Source organism: Bacteroides xylanisolvens (genome assembly GCF_018289135.1).
In the GTDB taxonomy this organism is placed as follows: domain Bacteria; phylum Bacteroidota; class Bacteroidia; order Bacteroidales; family Bacteroidaceae; genus Bacteroides; species Bacteroides xylanisolvens.
Genome location: NZ_CP072216.1, coordinates 3033339 through 3051853, shown reverse-complemented (window position 1 = coordinate 3051853; position 18515 = coordinate 3033339). Strand labels below are relative to the sequence as shown.

Genomic DNA, 18515 nt, shown 5'->3' with positions numbered 1-18515 from the left:
ATCGTTACCTTTCTGCACGCATGGGATTATGCAGGAAATCATCATAAGCCAATCGGATACCATCTTCCAATTCAGTTTGGTAAGACCACCCCAAAGCCGTTGCTTTCGATACATCCAAAAGCTTTCGGGGTGTGCCATTCGGACGTGAGGTATCCCATTTGATTTCGCCTGTAAATCCTACAACCTTAGCCACCAATTCTGTAAGATCTTTAATGGTCAATTCTTTACCGGTTCCTGCATTCACAGTTTCATTCCCCGAATAGTTGTTCATCAAGAACACGCACAGATTAGCCAAATCATCTACATATAGAAACTCCCGGAGCGGGCTGCCGTCACCCCAGCAAGTCACTTCATCCAGACCCGCCTCTTTCGCCTCATGGAAACGGCGGATCAAAGCAGGAAGTACATGACTATGTTCAAGATGATAATTATCATTGGGTCCATACAGATTTGTTGGCATCACACTAATGAAATCCGTACCATACTGCCGATTCAAAAATTCGCAATATTTCAAACCCGATATTTTGGCCAAGGCATACGCTTCATTCGTTTTCTCCAATTCTGATGTTAGCAAACAAGATTCAGGCATAGGCTGAGGGGCCAAACGTGGGTAAATACATGAAGAACCTAAGAACTCCAATTTTTTACAGCCGTTCTTCCAAGCTGCGTGAATCACGTTCATCTCCAGTATCATGTTGTCATACATGAAATCAGCCAATGCAGATTGGTTGGCAATGATACCACCTACTTTGGCAGCAGCCAAAAAGACATATTCCGGTTTTTCTTCCGCAAAAAACTTTTCCACAGCTTCTTGCCGTGTCAAATCCAATTCTGCATGAGTACGAGTGGTAATATTCATATACCCTTGCCGATGTAACTCACGGACAATGGCAGAACCCACCATCCCACGGTGTCCTGCTACATATATTTTTGCGTTCTTATCCATCATTTTACAATTCCTTTCTCCAGATATTCGGCCAAGTTGGTACGCATTACGTTGGCCACATGTTCCGCAGCCACTTTTTGCATATCATGAGACACCATAATTTTCACCAACTCTTCAAAGGAGGTGGATTGCGGATTCCATCCCAATTCATTCTTAGCTTTCGTAGGATCACCCCATAGGTTGACAACATCCGTAGGACGATAGAAATCCTCACTGACAGCTACCAGTACCTTTCCGGTCTTTGCATCAATACCTTTCTCATCTATACCTTCACCTTCCCAACGCAGTTCAATGCCGGCATAGTGGAATGCCAATGTAGCAAATTCGCGAACAGTGTGCTGTACACCTGTTGCAATGACGAAATCCTGCGGTTTGTCCTGTTGAAGAATCAACCACATACATTCCACATAATCTTTAGCATATCCCCAATCACGTAAGGAATCCAAATTACCCAGATACAGACAATCCTGCTTCCCTTGAGCAATACGGGCAGCAGCCAATGTAATCTTGCGCGTTACAAAGGTTTCGCCTCTGCGTTCCGATTCGTGGTTGAACAGGATACCCGAACAACAGAACATATTATAAGCCTCGCGGTACTCTTTCACAATCCAATAGCCGTAGAGTTTGGCTACGGCATAAGGGCTGTAAGGATGAAACGGTGTATTTTCATTTTGAGGAACTTCTTCTACCTTGCCATAAAGTTCGGAAGTTGAAGCCTGATAAATCTTACAGGTTTTCTCCAGATGATTGGTACGAACCGCCTCCAATATGCGGAGTACTCCTACAGCGTCCACATCAGCTGTAAATTCAGGTGCATCAAACGACACCTGTACATGGCTTTGAGCAGCCAAATTGTAAATCTCAGTAGGCTGTACTTTACCTACTAATTTCACTAAAGACATAGAGTCCCCCATATCCGCATAGTGCAAGTGAAAATGAGGTTTCCCCTCTAAATGAGCAATACGCTCCCGATAATCAACTGATGAACGACGGATGATACCATGAACATCATATCCTTTGTCCAATAGAAATTCTGCAAGAAACGAACCGTCTTGCCCGGTAATTCCGGTGATTAAAGCTGTTTTCATCTTGTTATTTTTGTTAGTAATACTTCATGAATTTTATAAATATACCTCAATGATTCCAAAAAGGCATTACTGTATATGCCATTACGTTTGAATGCTTTTTGATGATCGGATATAATTTGTTTATGGCTGGCAAAGCCACTGGTGGAAGTCCCTCCTGTGCGCATGGTTACAAAATCCATTGGGATATATGTTGTCTGTATTTTATGTACGAAAATAAACCGTAAAAGACATTCAAAGTCGGAAGCAATCTTATAAGACAAATCAAAGCCACCATACTTATCATATATAATTTTGCGGCAGTAGAAACTTGGGTGTGCAGGCATAAAGCCAAGTCGCATCCAGCTACGGTGGAAAAGTCTTGACGAATAATAACGGACACATTTACCCAAGTCATTGCCATCCACGAAATGAATATCTCCATATACTGCATCCACTCGGTTGGTAGCAAGCTCTTTCTCTAATTTTTCCACTACATCCGAAGAAGTATAAAAATCATCCGAATTCAAGATACCAACCACCTCCCCCGTGGACATCCGAATCCCCTTGTTCATAGCATCATAAAGACCTTTGTCCGGTTCACTTATAAACCGCAATCGTCCATTATAACGAGGTTCATACTCCCGGACTATTTCCATCGTATTGTCTGTACTTCCCCCGTCCACAATGATATGCTCTATGTCGGGATAACTTTGGCTGAGTACACTATCCAAGGTCGTGCAAAGTGTTTTACCGCTGTTCCATGTAGCGGTAATAACTGATACTTTCATGTAAGTTATAATGTAATGTTATGTTTTGGGCTTCTATGCGTTCTCTCTTCTATATTGTTAAGTATAACTAACAATGTCGGTATATTTGCCATAATTTATAAATCATACTTAATAATAGAATACATGAAACTGCCCCAAATATGTCGTCAGCCTTGATGAATGGACGATAGGCAGCAATTACGAAGGAATCCACCACATTCATTTGCTCGATTTCCTGCAACGGCAGGAGTTATAAATCTATATTACTCCAAAGATATGCCATAATGATCTTTCAAATATTGGCATATCTTTTTCTTGTCATTTCCACAAGCTCTTTTTATTTCAAAGATCTTAGCATCCACCAAAGTACGGTACCACCAACCTTGCAAGAAGTCCCAGAGGAATCCTTCCTTGCCATCTAAGAACCCCAACTTTATGATATAACGATAAACAAAGTAGCCGAAAGCCCTCCAAAATAAAGGCATCTTCGCATATCGGTTTTTCTGTGCCCGCTTTCGTTCAACCTCTTTCCCATGATCTTGTGATACGATTTGAGAACCCGTCAAATGAAACTCTGCATCCAGCAACAAAGCCGCTTCCCGCGAAGCATAATTATTATGCTTATCTGTAAACTGCCCGAAAGTCATTCGGTTGTCATCCACAAATTGATGTTTCAATTCTGCCGTCTCGCCGTCCAATATCTCCAAATGCTCATCCATCAACCGCTGCTCATAACGAGCCATTCCTTTCCGGAAAACACGCACGATCTTGACATTATTTACAATGCCATGATGTAAGATCTTACCACAATAAGCGCGCGCGCGAGAGAGAGAGAGGGCTGAAACGCCCTCCGGCATTACAGGTAATCTCTCTTTTAATTCTTCAACCAATTCGGGTAACAAATACTCATCCGCATCCAGACGAAGAATCCATTCGGTCTCTATCTGCAATGTATCCAACGCCCAGTTGAACTGTTCGGCTTGATTACCCGGATACTTATGTACCACTACCTCCACATTCTCAAACTCCCGGCAAATCTCTACTGTCCTGTCAGTTGAAGGCGAGTCAACCACAAATACCTTCTTGGCAAAAGGTGTTACATTCTCCAAGCACCTACGGATATGTATTTCCTCATTATAGGTGAGGATAATTACCGTAATATCCAATGTCTTATTCAACATAACTACATTTACATGTTACAATTTTTCTTTTGTTCTTATGGATTCTATAACCAGGGAAACGCTTTTTTCGATACTTCCTGTATTATCTATTTTTATGACTTCTGGCTTTTGAGCTATCTTTTGATATAACCTAAACCGATAATCAAAAGCCTCATTAAAGGTGTTTTCAATTCTGCAATTCAAAACATCTTCTCGATTACGGCTTATCACAAACTGAAAGCTATCATTAGGCAAAAGCCGTTGGTATAATTTATACCATTTGCCGTCAAGTATGTCGAGGTTATGAGTTTCACTTCCCATATCAATGATTATGTCATTTACCCATCTGTCACAGATTACATAATCAGTTCTTAACTTAGTTGGTTTTTTGCGAGCTAACCAACTATCTATATAAGAACTATATAAGTAGAACCAGCAAAACAAAGGGCTTTTATAGAAATAGTGCAACCACATTTCTCCCATTGCGGTATTCTCCTTTTTACTTAATCCTGTAAGTTTAGCTATGGCATGCATTATTTTTATCAATTTATGATGATAACGCATCCAAATATATCCAACAGTCTTACCTTCTGCTTCCAATTGGGCACGCACACCTTCGATGACTGTAGTTTTTCCACTGCCATCCACGCCTGATATGATGATGTATTTAGTCATTTTGTTTCAATAAGTTAATCCATTCCATCCCCACTTGACTCCATGTAGGATGCGCATTCATTATTATTTTACCCTTATCAGACCTTGAATTTCTCAAAGCAACATCGCTCCAAGCCTTTTCGATTGTAATGGCCAATCCTTTGATTGACTTATCAGCAGTCAGCAGTCCATACTTAAGATATTCCGTAGTACCTCCATTGACAAAGGTGATTACAGGTGTACCGCAACTCAGCAACTCAAAATATGTCAAAGGCACCTCACTTGGAATCACGATGAAAGGCAGAATTGCATACCAAGCAGAGCCAAAAAAAGCCCTAAGCTGTTCTCTCGTCAGTCTATCCTTGATAATCTTTACTCGTTCCGGATGTTTCAGTCCGGACAATGTCTTTTCAAACCGCTTATATTGGGAACCCACATCCGTACGCATCAACATGACAAGCCGGACACCATCATCCTTCACGCTGTCTAAAGCCTCCAGCAACACCTCTGCCCCACGAGTAGGTGCAGGAGCGCCACTAAATAGTAGCCATTTTCTTCCCTTCAAATCATATTTATCCAAGACACTGTTGTCTGGTACAATTTCATCAAACGAATCCTTGCCAGGGTATATGGTTGTCACATTTTTAAAGCCGCCTCTCTTCACTGCTTTGGCACTCACATCGGTCAAACCAATCACATGGCTCACACCAATATTTTTCAATGTATGAGCAAAAATGCACTTGGACGTTATAGCCTCCATCAGGTAAGGCTTTGCAGCGGCTAAACCACCGTTCTTCTTCAGCAGCATTCCACTCTTCAGGTCATACACCCCTCCTGTCATGTAACCAATCTTCTTGCAGTTGATTTGAGCAATCCACTTGGCTGGTGTCAGCCCATCACGAAAAGTAAAAGGGATGAAAAGTATCTCCGGTTTTAGTTCCGTGCATTGGACAAAGATTGCCTCATTATTCTTTATCACGGAACACACATGGACAGGTTTCGACGAATCGCTTCCTGCCCAATCATAATCAATGACATCCTCACTGTTGCTGCAAGCATTCAAAATGCTTGCCTCATAGCCGTATTCCACCATCACCTTGGCAACCTCCAATATTGTTCGCCAAGGCATGAGATGTTCCCTTCCCTTAAAACAGTCAATCGTAAAGAATATAATTTTCATTTTCTCATTCTGATTACATTTGCAGGATTACCTCCTACAATGGCGTAATCGGGAACATCATGCGTTACAACGGCACCGGCAGCCAAAATAGATCCAGTACCAATGTGCCTACGTTTCGAAATGATGACATTTGCTCCAATCCACACATCGTCTCCTATGACGATGTTCGAGTCCTTGGTTTTTTCCACGTGACCTTGGAAGCACATCGGGGTTGATGTATCAGACACCTCATGTCCAAAAGTAATGCAATACAGGAACGGCCCCATCATTACATATTTACCTATATGGATGTCATTGGGAATGCTACAATTGGCACCAATACCACTATAATCACCTATCACGATATCCTTTCCGTTCCCAAAATAAATATTTCTGTTTATTGTTGATACTTTCCCGCACTCCTTAAATATGCGCTTGCACAGGAAAATACGGATTCGATTACTTACCCCCCCCCAATACAGGAGTGTACGAATCTGGCAAATGGTTTGCGAAACCATAAAACAAGACCAGCCAAAACTTTCTCATCATATTTTGTTTTGATTTATTGTTGCATTCTTTAATACCTCACACAACTTCTTTTTCATTATATCCTCCGTAAAGTTTCTGAGGAATCTTTCACGTGCATCATGTCCCATCTTCTTTCGTAGGGATTCCGATTCGATAAGTTTCACAAGAGCATCAGCAATAGCTTCCGAATTCCTCGCCGGCACAACAAGAGCTTCCTTCCCATCCTCGACCGTTTCAGGGTTGCCACCTACAGAGGTACATACAATAGCCTTTCCTGCCCGCATTGCTTCCAGTAATGCAATGGAATGATTTTCTTGAAGAGAAGGCAGACAGAATATGTCCCATGCTTTTAACCAAGCAGGTACATTATCCTGATACCCCTCGAAACAGATTAACTCCTCAACTCCAAGTTCTCTTGCCAAATTGCGCAAAGCCTCCTCCTCTGGACCGTCACCAATGATATAGATGTGGAATTTTTCATCCACACGCTTCCTGACTTCCGGAATAGCTTTTATTAAGAAATTCAATCCCTTGATAGCGTCCAGTCGTCCGGCCATTCCGATGCTGACCCCATCGGATTTTAGCACAACAGGTTCTAGGGCAGGCTCGTTTTCCACAATACCATTATACACCACTTCCAGTTTGCTTTTGGGCACTTTGCGCTCCAACAGGTACAGTCCGCTATATTCCGCCACCAGAACCACCGTTCGTGCAAATCTTTTATACATCCAGGCTTGCAATTTATTAATGGCGTCTGCAATATACCGCCTGCCCTCAGTCGGAGGATTGTACAGACCATGGTAAGTACATACCATCGGCACCCGAAGAGACCGCTCCAAACATGCTACCAGCTTGATGATCACAGGCCCGTTAAAACCATGACAGAACACAACATCAGGCTTTACTTCGCGGGCAATGCCGCCCAAACGTTTCACCCAACTCATATCTTTTCTGTTTTTTATGGCGATTACCCGTATTCCGGCCTCAGTCAGAGGTTTTCGGTCATACTCACAATTCTGTAGGTCAATGCACACAGAAGAAATCTGCAATTCGAGGTCATATTCTCCCAGTGCAGCATAGGTCAGAAACAACTTGCCTATACCACCCGTACCAAATGCCCAAATGACGTTTAAAACTTTCATCCTTTATAATCTTTTCTATATGTTAAAGGATTTGCTTTCAAGGCTTCGTATGAATCACCTTTCATATCATAAAAACTGTCATACTTATTATATGCTATTATTGGATGCTCATCCTCGCGCATCTCCTTACGCAGATAATCCTGGCTGTCAACAATCTTCAAATCCATTGGAATTTTGTACTTCCAGATACCGACAGCCCTCAATTTGATACCTATTAAATACGTTTTCAAGCTTGAATAATCCTGTACAATGCGCAGGTCAAAATCACTACGGTCATGGTACATGTGTCGGCAGATACTTCCGTATATAGTAACAGCACCGATGTTATCACAATCTTTCAGTTCCTCAACAGCCCAATCTACATAATCTATTACTGACTGTATGCCCTTACCTTTGAAACCGGTATAGACTTCACGGAACCCTACCAGCCATGTAGAATCAAACAGCCAGAATAACGTATGTAGCACTACAAATAGAGCCAAGGCCACCCACCACGAATAAATACAAACTGAAGCCAATGTCACTATTACTGCAACGGGTATCAGCTCCAATCCTATACGAAAAGCTCTTTCTTTCCTGTCCAGGACATGTACCGCCTGCAATGTCCAGCTAACGGGGAACCATCTGAAAAACAGAAATTTGCCCCAATTAATTGAATAACTACGCATATCTTGAATTATTTCATTAAACCAGTCTAAAGATTTCCTTCCATCTGAAATCTTCTTTTTCAAATAGTTGCTTAAATGTTCTACCTAATGTCCTCACGGCGTATGCCAATAGAATAACCTCAACAACCAAGATGATAATATTCAACGGGAACAGGTAATTTATTTTATCTGTAAACAATACATACTGAACAATGTATGATTCCAAACACAATGCAGCAATAGCCTGAATACCATACCCAACATTAGACTTCATCAGTAGTTTAAATATATCCGCCTGAAACAGATTGTACAAATAGATACATGTGCCCATTAAGGGCACTAACGATAACATCTGGTAAGGGCAGAGATTTTCTTTTTTAGTACACGCCAACAAGGCCCAAGTGTAACCCGGTACACACTAAAGTCATAATAGCATCGCGCCAAACCTTCTGTTTCAGAATTACATTCTTCGAACCTATGTATGCTCCCATCAGCATAAATGGAAACCAATAAAAGAATCTAAAGGTATGGTTTCTATACATGTGATAACTGCCTATGTCTTCATACATTACAAACCTCACTATCGGTATTATGCAAGCCACAACAAATACCCACCACTTAAAACGCATCAGATATTTACGAACAAAGTACAGCAGTACATAATACATCATAATGCAAGGGATAAACCATCTACTGGCACCTCCAACAATTTGTCCAATGTTCATGTCATCTGCAAAACAATAGAACGAGAATATCGCCCAAGCAAATACACTGGGGTATATTCTATTAATACGCCTCTTATACCAATTGTCGAATCGGTCTATTCTGCCAAGAAACAATGTGTATCCAGAACAAAACATGAATAGTGCATCACCAATCGTACCGCCAGTAGCAAACATTTCGTATTTGGGTGGATACATCATGTAACTATGCACATTTATAATCAATATCATAGCCACGAACTTTAACAGTTCAAGTGACAAGTCTTTACCCTTAGCTTGACTGTGATGGGGGGTAACCAAAACAGGGGAAAGAATGCCTGTTTGAATGGCATGCTCAAAAGTCATATACTCCATGGCTTATCTTCTCTTGTATTTATCAAGATAAGTTTTTACGGTAACTTTGATATCATACAGGTCCAGCACTCGCTTGTAAGCAGCTTCTACCTGCTGCTGATCGTTTTCATGTTTCAGAAATACCTCCAGTTTATCTGCACAATCAATAGGATTGCCATTCTTGAACACATAGCCGTACTTACCATAATCAATAACCTCTTCAGGGCCTTGGCCGGAAGATACCACCACAGCCACTTTTGCAGCCATTGCTTCGGCTACAGTATTTCCGAACCCCTCACGTATGCTTGGCTGAACGAATACATCATAATCACATACATGCTCAAAGATATACGATTGGGATTTCATGCCATGGAAGGTTACATTCTGTCCTAAGCCAGACTTTTGCACCATACCTTCAAGATATGGGCGTGAAGATCCATCGCCTATAAAATTGATCATAAAGTTATGGTAACCACGTTTCAAAAGTTCTGCACCAGCCTGTATCAAGATATGTTGTCCTTTGTCATCATGGTCAAGACGTCCAACCTGTACTATCTGCAACATATCTTTCCAATCACCCGATTGCCGTTGTTTGATAAGTTCCGGACGAATACCATTGGGATTACAGATACTCTCCGTTCCATTATATGCAAGAAGGGCTCGTCGAACGGAATCAGAGATAGCAAACACACGAGGTACAAGATCTATACTTTGGGTATTCTTCGGTTTGGGGAGTGCATGTAATGTAGCATTAGTAATCTTCTTATGCCAGGGTGCAAGTATTAACTTATACATAGACGAACTATGAATATGAATTACATTGGGATGCAACTCGTACAGGAGATAATTCAGTCGCAACATCGGCAATAAAAGGTTAGCACCATTCTTGCGATGGCCATAATGGAGCTTTATTCGCTTGTCAAGACTGTCATAGAGCGTGCTCTCAACCGTAGAGTCCTCCATAACAATCAGATGCACATCATGCCCCAACTTTATCTGTTCATTACAGATGTTTACCAACATGGTCTCAATACCTCCGAATGTAAACATCCAAGTAACATGTACGATTTTCATTATTTTATATTTGATCTTAATAAATAATATCTGACATACACATAAATACAACCGGCATAAAAATACAAACCACCCAAATTGAATGTATATACGAATCTCAAATGTGTAGGAACCTTACCTCCAATAGATACTAGTTTTTGTTTACATACCATTGCATCTTTATAATTACCAATCAGAAGATTGCAATCCAGCATAACTTTATAAGCATTTCTAAGAATCGATACTCCTTTGGGCTTTTGCGAGAGTTCCTCACCATACCACTCAACAAGCAGTTGTTTAGAAAGAAGCCCCTTTGCAATCTGTTTTCTATCATTTCGAAGAACGTTTCTGGTTACGCTATCAGTACGATTTCTTTCGCGAATTGTAACAATTCTATTTGTATAAAGAATCTTCTGAGCCTCACGATAGAAACGCTTGAAGAACACTCCTTCGTATATTCTCAAATCTTCATCAAAAGGGTATTTCTGTAAAGTTTCCGTCTTGATGCAATGAACAAAGTCTCCAGTAACCTCCTCAAATAGAAAGTTCTCGAAAGTTAGCTCAGCCTTTTGCTTACCCATCAGCAACGAACAACTCTGGTAGTATTCAACCATATCATCTGCGGCAAAGCAATAGTGCATATACTTTTGATTGCTAGCAATAGAATTTATAAAATTGATTGCCTCATCCACAAAATAGTCATCACTATCCAAGATGATACAATACTCACCAGTAGCCGCTGCAATAGCTGCATTACGGGCCGCATTGGTACCTCGATTCTGTGAAAATGGGATGAACTTAATATGTGGGTGTTTATCAGCATAGTTTTGCACAATCTTCGGAGTCTCATCATGAGAACCATCATCCACAACAATATGCTCCAGTTCCACACCCCATTGGAGGTTGCGAATCACGCTATCTAAGCATCTCGCGACACAATCAGCTCGATTATAGACAGGGGTTATTATTGAATATTTCATACTATTTCAATTTTAGCAGTTCCTTCTGACCATTCTTGCATAGATAAACAGTCTCGGGATATTGTTGGAATTCGAGGATCTCATCAGGCACGATATATTCCAATCGTTTGCCTTCGAGATAATAATTGTTTAAGTCCTCTATAGATATGCCCATGGATTCATTGTCGGCAATCTCCTGTACCATATTGATTGGGAAACTTAGAATGAAAGGATACTCGTATGTCAAGCCATGATCCATCAGGTTTCGAGGCATGACATAATGAACTATATTTGCTTCAAGTGTAGTGGGGTTGGCATAGATGATTTTTGACTGCAACTTCAAGCACAGCTTGGTGCTATAGATATGTGCGTCAACAGAGAAGTTATAACCCCAACTGCGAGCATCGCGGTGATTATGAAAATCCCATTCAAGCTTACCGTTATTAACAGGGATACTTGCTGGACGTTCTGTAATGTTCTTGCCTAAACGAAGTGAAATCTGATTTATATCCGGATTCTGTTCAATGAATGCAAGGTCATTCTTTGACAGTTCAACGTCACGGATGAATGCAGAATCATCGGTCAGGTACATGGTGTATTCACAACTGGAAGTAGCCAACATGTTATTAAGCAAATCGCGAAAGTTGGATTTTTGCTTACGTATGTGGTGATACTTCAATAGTTTTTTCAGATTGTATGGGGTCATGTAATCCGAGACGTGATAGCCAGAAGTCTTACGTGTTTCCTTAATAAACTCATATGCTGGATATTCCTTTTGAAGGATATCATAACCCTTCTGGAAATCATCACCACTGGTATTGTAAAGCACGGAGAGCTTATAGTTCGTCTTCTGCCAATGGCATTGGATACTTGATAGTAATGCCTCAAGCTGCAAAGCGCGATTGAACGAGAAAATAATAATATGAATCATACTATGATAGTTTTATCAATGGTTTGAAGCCACATATCTGTGGCAAATATTTAAATAAAAGAAACGAAACAAGGATGGTTGTTAGTGTGACGATTCCGTATGATAACCATATATTTAAATGCAATGGCGAAATTGCCAAAACAATATAAGGGTGTATTAGTAATATCAAAAGCGAAAATTTTCCGATGATTGCCAACTGTTTAGGAAGATAAGAACAAAACTGGATCAAAGCCAAACTTTCTATTGCACCAACTAATAACAGTTTCAACCAATTATCTTCATAATGATTCCAGTAGTTATCTTGAATACCAGACGGAATTATTACGACAATACATAAACCGGTAATTATCAGCAAGATAGAATCCCCCCCTATATAGGAAATACTTCCTAACAAACTCACCTATTGCTAGATAACCCATGGCTGTTAATGCTGTACTACAAAATAGAGGAAGTACAAGTTTGTGGCCATGAAAAGAATACGTACTGGTGATATAATAGCTCACAGCGGACAAAACTATCATTGCAAGGAACAACAGTTTGCTATTATGTATGTATTTATGTAGAATATAGTTGATGACATAACACCACAATGTGCATATAAAGAACCACGAAACGCCATGAATCATACTATATGGATTTGCAACTTTCAACAATGTGGTCATAAAGCCTTTCTCAAATATGCTTATGATAAACATCGGAACTGAGAAAAAAGCCATTGGGATCACAATGGTGTTGAGTTTCTTTATAGCCATCACCTTGAAAGAAGACTCCTGCTTGTAGAATACGCCCATAATGATAAAGAAGATGGGCATTACCCAACCATCTGTCCATGTTGTATGCATGCCCACAACATGCCACTGAATGATGACAAGCATTGCTAATCCACGAGCAACGTCAATGTTATCGTATCTTACTTTTTCAGACATTATTTTGAAATGAGTATTTTGAATCTTTGATTGATAACTTTGATTACAGGTATCTCAACAAAAAGTAAAATGAAAAATCCAATGATGATGGATAATGAATTTATATGCAAGACCTTATTAACAAACACAGGTATATTAACAAACAACATGTGAGTACAGAGAACGATTAATGAGTTTGCTCCATAATGGCAGAATGCATTAGATGTAAACTTCGTATATTTGGCAATGTCACCGGAAAGAAGCACAATACCGATAGTGGCTAAAGAGGAAACCAAAGCAAACTGAAACATTGAGCATGAAATATAGCATTGACTGACATTACATGACGGTGTATTGGGTAAATAAAGAAACCACGATATCAGCAGTAACCCAATACCCACAAAAGGATATTTTTGCTTTTTCAAGAGAAAGTCCTTAAAAAAGGATCCTCCAAGGAAAAAGGGTATACACATTAATGATACATTCACGTAATATGGCTGTAACACATTATACTTTCCACAATAGTATCCTACTATTCCTAATACCATACTTACGACAAATGCAAATAGGTTAGGAAGATACCGCAACAGCACATAGCCTATTAATGAGATTTCTGCTAATGAAAGCAAGAACCATACAGGTGTATTTGCATACCCATGTGTTGCTCCTAAAAGGGGGTCAAAGAAATCCATTAAATCAAGCTGTCCGTGTTTGGTAATGGTCTTGGCTGCCTCAAAAGCATACCCGATTATGTAGAATGAGATGTATGGAACCATTAACCTCTTTATACGCTTCAGTGGTTTATCGGCTTTAAAGAACAATCCACTCAGGGTAAAGAATAGTGGCATATAAAAGGTTGTAATCCACCCCCCAATTGTTAAAATATATTAATCTGTTAACACCTGGTAGGTGAAAGAATACGACTAGTAGGATACCTATACCCTTAGAAATGTCAATATGCTCGTAACGTTTCATTTTTCAATAAATTGGATGTCTCCATTAGTTGACTTTATTACATTATGTTTCTTTTCAATAGCAGGAGTACCTGCTAACAACGTATTGGGGGTGTTATACTTTTTATTTGCAGTTGAATTAGCAGCAAGAATACAACCATTTGGTATCAATGTATTCTTGAGAACTAAACTACGAGTTCCTATCCAACAATAGTCACCAATATAGACCTCGCCAGCGGCTTGATATAATTCTCCTGTTTCTGTATTCATAACGGAATGCCAGTCTGTATCCATTACCATTGCACTCCAGCCAATAGCCGTACCAACACCCATGTGCATTTTGTTGACACATACAAATGTGCTTTCCGCAGTACTTGAAAAACCTGCTCCAAGCGATAATGTTCCTGTTTTGCCTACACTAAGTCTTGTGCCTTGTCCAAAACATACAGGTCCTTCGAGTTCTATTAAACCAGCTATCTCTAATATTGTTCGAGAATACTTCTTGTCAAATATACCAGTTGATGAAAAGCCTATGCTCAACATTTTGGGTGTGATTGGAGTTTTCTTAACTATCACCTTTCCATCAAGACAATTAAGTACACAGTTATATCTTACGAATATAGGAAGTTTGAGAGCATATTTTACCCCCCCCCAGCCCAATAGTTTGACAGAAACGTAAATTGATTTAGGGATGGATAACAATTTCACGAAGCGAGAATCAGCCATATCTTAACAATGATTTGTGGTGTTAATTGTAATAGAAGGAGAAATAGTGATCTTATTTGGATTGGTGTTGAAGAAAGTACCCCACCACCCAAAAGAACTTGGAACTATAATATTATGCTTGCACATGGCCATAAGCTGCATATCACGGAAACTGTCTTCGCCCTTATTCCAGTCAACAAACTTGATGGTGTCCTTACGTATGTCAAGGCCGAATAACTTAGCGTTATCTCTGCACCATTCCACGCTACCTGGATTGGTGAAGAATACAAATTCCGGATTATCTACATGCTTTCGGATGTATTTTACAGCACGCTTGAAATAACCATACTTATAACACCATGCAAGCCCGCCAAGTGCATCACCTCTACGAGCATGAATAGCTACAGAATTGACGGTTTTGAGGTATTCAACCATCTGTAGGTTCTGTTCATCTACTATCTCGGGAAACCTGAATGACTCTCGTATCTGAGCCTCAATCAAATGGATATCATTTCCACGATTGCTAAATTTTAACCACTGGCCAGTGAAAATATCGCTATCTGTATGACAGAACAGTTTGTCACGAGAATCGTTTGCATAAGCGTATTTCTCTTCGTTGAGAGACTGAAGTACGCGCTTTACTGTATTTCCAATATATGACTCTCTGAGTCTGTCCTTCCACGTTTTATGCTGGTCTTCCGTACCTGTAATAATATTATGGTTAGGATCAAAGTCGCCACGAACATTTTCAAGTTGAAGACCATGACGATTCAGAACCTCCGTGAATACAACGGGATAATTCCAGTTGTGAATCCAGAATTTTGTTGCACGAATTTCTGATATTATCTGAGTCCACTCGTCGTCCGAAAAGAGAGACTTGATGTTCTTTGGTTCTTTGATACCAAAAATCTTCTCAAGTTCATAACCGTTCCATTGGCAAATGACCTCGTTACACTCAGGAATTTCAAAAACTATCGTTTCTGCAAAAAACTCCTGATTCGGATTGGCATATTTCAGTGAAAGATATTCACAATAGGAAAGCATCTGGTTGCCCAGACCAGATTCTATGTGGATTATTATCATAGCTGCTACTAATAATTTTTGATAGATTTTTCATTTGTCGATGGCATTAGTGCCAAATTAGAGGATAAAAATGGTAGTATAAGCATATCTTGATATGATATTCCTGGTCCAGAGATACTCAATGCGAATAGAGTCAATAGATATAAATACATGCAAAATGTGATTGGGTGATATTCTCTATTTTCAAAATGAATTTTTACGAGCCTAACCCAAAGAGAGATAAAAAAGAATGCACCCAGAAAACCATATTGCGCAATGATATTACCATATCCTATGTCCGGTGTAAATGTTGGACTAATAATCTTGTTCTGGTCAACAAGACCTATTTTGAAATTATATAGCCGTTTTGCGACTTCCGGTTCTGATGGAGGCAGGAAACCCAATCCAAAAACCGATTCAACAATACCGTTTGTCAACATATATTCTGCCCTCTCATAAACCCAAGCAAAACGATATGTTAATGTCCCAACATCATCATGCGCTTTACCCGTGTGTGCATAATCTATAAACCGCCCATGAATAAATGCAAAAATATCACCTTTTGTACCAGCTTTTTCACCAAATCTTGATAGCAATGCATCTGACAATGGGATAAAAAGAATAGCACCAATTATTGAAAACTTTAGTATTGTAGATTTTTTACCACTTAAAAATATTCCAAGAAATGTAAATAAGACAACAAACACCATAATGGTTCTTGTCATTGTAATAAAGACTGCGGCAGCAAATACTATTGCTGAAAACTTGGAGATTTGTTTTCCTATGTAGTTGGGAAATAATAAAGACAGATAGAAAAACAAGGTCATGTAAACAGGATGATTGTTATATCTAAGCGTATGAGTGATTCGATCATACTCCGGTGTTGCCACTCCTAATACAGGCAAACCTGTTGAACACTGTATTATGTATAACAATGCATGAATAAGAGTAATATAATATAATGCCTTAAAAAGCCAAATGATATCATCTTTTGGTACGTCTCTTAGAAAAAAATATGCCGGAAACAGCCACAATTGGCGGCATCCCATAAAGGATTGAAAAGGAGTAAGACCATAATATATCATTCCCACTGCAAAAGATATAATTAGGAAAAGGGAGAGTCGGCTGATACAGAATAACAATTTAGAATCTTCTGTAAAAGCAAGCGTTTGGATACGTTGACTTACAGTTACTATTATCATATAGACAATAGCTAAATCAATACCATTTACGGCCATAACTGCCATTGGTACAATTTTCATGTAACGCAAAGCCATGAATACAAACAGCAATAGGCTATATCTTCTATAACCGGTAAAATGCAGAAGGAGCGCAATTAATAATACAACCAATCCCAGCATAATTACTTACGTTTTATTGGAAGCAGCTTTATACCCATTTTAAAATAAGGGTCTCTCACAAAAAGTAATAATAGAAGTGAACAGCCCAAAAGCAATGTAACGACTACTCTAAAATAGATATTTATATCCTCCATAAAATTTGAAACGACAAGGCAAAGCAGAGTTACAAAAATCTGTTTCAATAAAGTAGGAGAAACATCCCTTAACTGACTCCATATACCATAACCGATGGGCTTTCCACATACCGAAAGGTTGAGGAAAAGAAGTAGAAAAGAATATATAGATAAACCTGCGGCAAATAGATAGACGTTGAAATGTATTGTAATGAATACGATAATCAACATAATGCATCTCCTGCTGATTTCCAGATAAAGTATTTTTTTTGACTCTCCTTTTACAAGTAAAATATTTTGATTAACACTATGCAGTGGAAAGAGCAATCCACTTATACCTAACAACAAAAAATACACGCCGGCCTCACGCCATTGAGAACCCATCAATATTCCAAACAAATCTGAGGATATACCCATTAATAGCGACATTACAGAACCGACAAAAAGGATTGTTATCATTATTACTTTTTTATATGCTCCTTTTAAATCTCCTCCATCATTGTAGACTTTTGCTAATGTTGGATATGTTACATTTTGTATAACCCCTGTAGTTGATGTAGAGGCTATGGTTTTTATTCTGTCAGCTTGAGAGTAAAACCCTAAATCTGAAGCAGAATAATATTTCCCTATTAAAATGGACTGTATATTACCAATAATATTTCCTATAAGTCCAGAGATAAGAATATCCTTAGAAAAAGCAAAATATTTAGCAAAACTGACCTTTGAGAATTTTAATATAGGTACAAAATCTGTTGATATCCACAGAAACAACGATCGCAGGAACTGACTCAATACCATTTGGATTGCTAAAGCCCACACATTCTCATAAATATATGCAAAAATAATAGCAACAATTGCAGAAATTATAGATGATGATATAGAGATAATACATAGTTTTTTGAATTTTAGCTCTTTTTGCAATATAGTATTCTGAACAAGTCCTACAGCCTGAAACGGTAACATTAGGAACACTACCTTACTCAGATCAACAAGGATTGGTTGATTATAAAAATCCGCGATTAACCCCGAACATAAGTATAGTGCTATGTAAAAAAACATAGACAATACAACATTAAAATAAAGTATTGTAGAATAATCCTCTCGAGATACCATTTTTTCTCTGATTAGAGAAAGACCAAAGCCTGAATCTATAAAGCTATTTGCAACGGCATTAAATACTGCAAGCATACCAATTATACCATAGTCAGAAGGTGTGAGATATCTTGCCAAAATAAAGGTACACAATAGTTGAATACCCATATTAGAGAAGCGCTCTACACTATTCCAAATAGTATTTTTGGCTAGATCTTTCTTGATGCTGCTCATTGTGAATGGATTATTTGAATCA

Annotated in this window: 20 protein-coding genes; all 20 read right to left on the bottom strand. The window is 39.1% G+C overall.

Annotated features, from left to right (window positions below):
• Positions 1–4 precede the first annotated feature (4 nt).
• Complete coding sequence (locus INE92_RS13130) at positions 5–949, bottom strand: GDP-L-fucose synthase family protein (RefSeq protein ID WP_008777766.1); 945 nt, start codon at positions 947–949, stop codon at positions 5–7.
• Positions 946–2034 (bottom strand): GDP-mannose 4,6-dehydratase, encoded by a 1089-nt coding sequence (gmd, locus tag INE92_RS13125; protein WP_008777767.1) that lies wholly within the window; start codon positions 2032–2034, stop codon positions 946–948. Before gmd ends, INE92_RS13130 begins: the two co-directional genes overlap by 4 nt.
• Positions 2031–2801 (bottom strand): glycosyltransferase family 2 protein, encoded by a 771-nt coding sequence (locus INE92_RS13120; RefSeq protein ID WP_008777768.1) that lies wholly within the window; start codon positions 2799–2801, stop codon positions 2031–2033. Before INE92_RS13120 ends, gmd begins: the two co-directional genes overlap by 4 nt.
• Before the next feature lie 242 nt (positions 2802–3043).
• The gene (locus INE92_RS13115; protein ID WP_229035879.1) at positions 3044–3961 is read right to left on the bottom strand and encodes a glycosyltransferase family 2 protein; all 918 of its coding nucleotides are present in this window, start codon (positions 3959–3961) and stop codon (positions 3044–3046) included.
• Between the two features lie 15 nt (positions 3962–3976).
• Positions 3977–4615 (bottom strand): immunoglobulin domain-containing family protein, encoded by a 639-nt coding sequence (locus INE92_RS13110; RefSeq protein WP_008777770.1) that lies wholly within the window; start codon positions 4613–4615, stop codon positions 3977–3979.
• On the bottom strand, positions 4608–5774 hold the full coding sequence (locus tag INE92_RS13105) for a glycosyltransferase family 4 protein (RefSeq protein WP_008777771.1): 1167 nt from the start codon (positions 5772–5774) through the stop codon (positions 4608–4610). Before INE92_RS13105 ends, INE92_RS13110 begins: the two co-directional genes overlap by 8 nt.
• Positions 5771–6271: an acyltransferase gene (locus tag INE92_RS13100; protein WP_008777772.1), complete on the bottom strand. Its 501-nt coding sequence runs from the start codon at positions 6269–6271 to the stop codon at positions 5771–5773. The genes INE92_RS13105 and INE92_RS13100 overlap by 4 nt, the downstream gene beginning before the upstream one ends.
• A gap of 27 nt (positions 6272–6298) precedes the next feature.
• Positions 6299–7423 (bottom strand): glycosyltransferase, encoded by a 1125-nt coding sequence (locus tag INE92_RS13095; RefSeq protein ID WP_008777773.1) that lies wholly within the window; start codon positions 7421–7423, stop codon positions 6299–6301.
• The gene (locus tag INE92_RS13090; RefSeq protein ID WP_034530101.1) at positions 7420–8091 is read right to left on the bottom strand and encodes a hypothetical protein; all 672 of its coding nucleotides are present in this window, start codon (positions 8089–8091) and stop codon (positions 7420–7422) included. Before INE92_RS13090 ends, INE92_RS13095 begins: the two co-directional genes overlap by 4 nt.
• Before the next feature lie 16 nt (positions 8092–8107).
• On the bottom strand, positions 8108–8344 hold the full coding sequence (locus INE92_RS13085) for a hypothetical protein (protein WP_129585816.1): 237 nt from the start codon (positions 8342–8344) through the stop codon (positions 8108–8110).
• A gap of 103 nt (positions 8345–8447) precedes the next feature.
• Positions 8448–9137, bottom strand: coding sequence for an acyltransferase family protein (locus INE92_RS13080; RefSeq protein ID WP_262899025.1), 690 nt, complete (start codon positions 9135–9137; stop codon positions 8448–8450).
• A 12-nt stretch (positions 9138–9149) separates the two neighbouring features.
• Positions 9150–10199 carry a glycosyltransferase family 4 protein gene (locus INE92_RS13075; RefSeq protein ID WP_008777775.1) on the bottom strand — a complete coding sequence of 350 codons (1050 nt, stop codon included), beginning with the start codon at positions 10197–10199 and terminating at the stop codon, positions 9150–9152.
• Complete coding sequence (locus INE92_RS13070) at positions 10199–11158, bottom strand: glycosyltransferase family 2 protein (protein ID WP_008777776.1); 960 nt, start codon at positions 11156–11158, stop codon at positions 10199–10201. Before INE92_RS13070 ends, INE92_RS13075 begins: the two co-directional genes overlap by 1 nt.
• Position 11159: 1 nt before the next feature.
• Positions 11160–12068 carry a hypothetical protein gene (locus INE92_RS13065; protein ID WP_008777777.1) on the bottom strand — a complete coding sequence of 303 codons (909 nt, stop codon included), beginning with the start codon at positions 12066–12068 and terminating at the stop codon, positions 11160–11162.
• 296 nt (positions 12069–12364) lie between these two features.
• Positions 12365–12994, bottom strand: a complete 630-nt coding sequence (locus INE92_RS13060) for an acyltransferase family protein (protein WP_122334753.1) — start codon at positions 12992–12994, stop codon at positions 12365–12367.
• A complete protein-coding gene (locus INE92_RS13055; protein ID WP_077154668.1) occupies positions 12994–13821 on the bottom strand; it encodes an acyltransferase family protein in 828 nt (275 codons plus the stop codon). The genes INE92_RS13060 and INE92_RS13055 overlap by 1 nt, the downstream gene beginning before the upstream one ends.
• A 123-nt stretch (positions 13822–13944) precedes the next feature.
• Complete coding sequence (locus INE92_RS13050; RefSeq protein WP_008777780.1) at positions 13945–14652, bottom strand: acyltransferase; 708 nt, start codon at positions 14650–14652, stop codon at positions 13945–13947.
• A 3-nt stretch (positions 14653–14655) separates the two neighbouring features.
• Entirely contained in the window at positions 14656–15714 is a 1059-nt protein-coding gene (locus tag INE92_RS13045) for an alpha-1,2-fucosyltransferase (protein WP_227201772.1), read from the bottom strand.
• Positions 15715–15722: 8 nt separating this feature from the next.
• Positions 15723–17054 (bottom strand): hypothetical protein, encoded by a 1332-nt coding sequence (locus INE92_RS13040; protein ID WP_008777782.1) that lies wholly within the window; start codon positions 17052–17054, stop codon positions 15723–15725.
• A gap of 2 nt (positions 17055–17056) precedes the next feature.
• Entirely contained in the window at positions 17057–18493 is a 1437-nt protein-coding gene (locus tag INE92_RS13035) for a lipopolysaccharide biosynthesis protein (protein ID WP_008777783.1), read from the bottom strand.
• Between the last annotated feature and the right edge of the window lie 22 nt (positions 18494–18515).